At 59.0% G+C, this 388-nt stretch carries 1 pseudogene; it reads left to right on the top strand.

Annotated elements, in window-relative coordinates:
- A pseudogene (locus JIG40_RS10170) lies at positions 1-301 on the top strand (phage tail protein); the annotation flags it as partial.
- Positions 302-388 lie beyond the last annotated feature (87 nt).

Here is a 388-nt window from a genome sequence, read left to right as displayed (position 1 = left end):
TGCCTCGCGCACACGGGTGATTATCTGCGATCAGTTACAGTCCGCCGACGCGTGTTTGTCCCGCGCCCGGTATGAACACAACCTTGCGATCGCGCAGAGCCTGACGGCCTCAGCAAGCATTGCCGGACTGTTCCCGGCGCTCGCCATCGACGGACTCAACCGGGTCATCCGGGTTATCGACCAGACGCAGCAGTTCAGTGAAATGCTGGTCATCAAAGCCTTGAGCCTATCCGTCTCGGAAAGCGCTCAAACCACCTCGATGACACTGTTCCGGCCATTCAGGGAGCAAAGCGATGTCTGACACACTGCTGGCCCGTTTGATGAGCCGGATTAAGAATCTGGTTGGCACCGGCACGGTCACAGGAGCGGAGACGCAGTGGCTGCAGAT

Origin of the sequence: Vibrio sp. bablab_jr001 (assembly GCF_016464285.1) — a bacterium.
GTDB lineage: Bacteria > Pseudomonadota > Gammaproteobacteria > Enterobacterales > Vibrionaceae > Vibrio > Vibrio fluvialis.
Note: the sequence above shows the minus strand (reverse complement) of the source record. Positions and strands in the feature narration are given on the sequence as shown.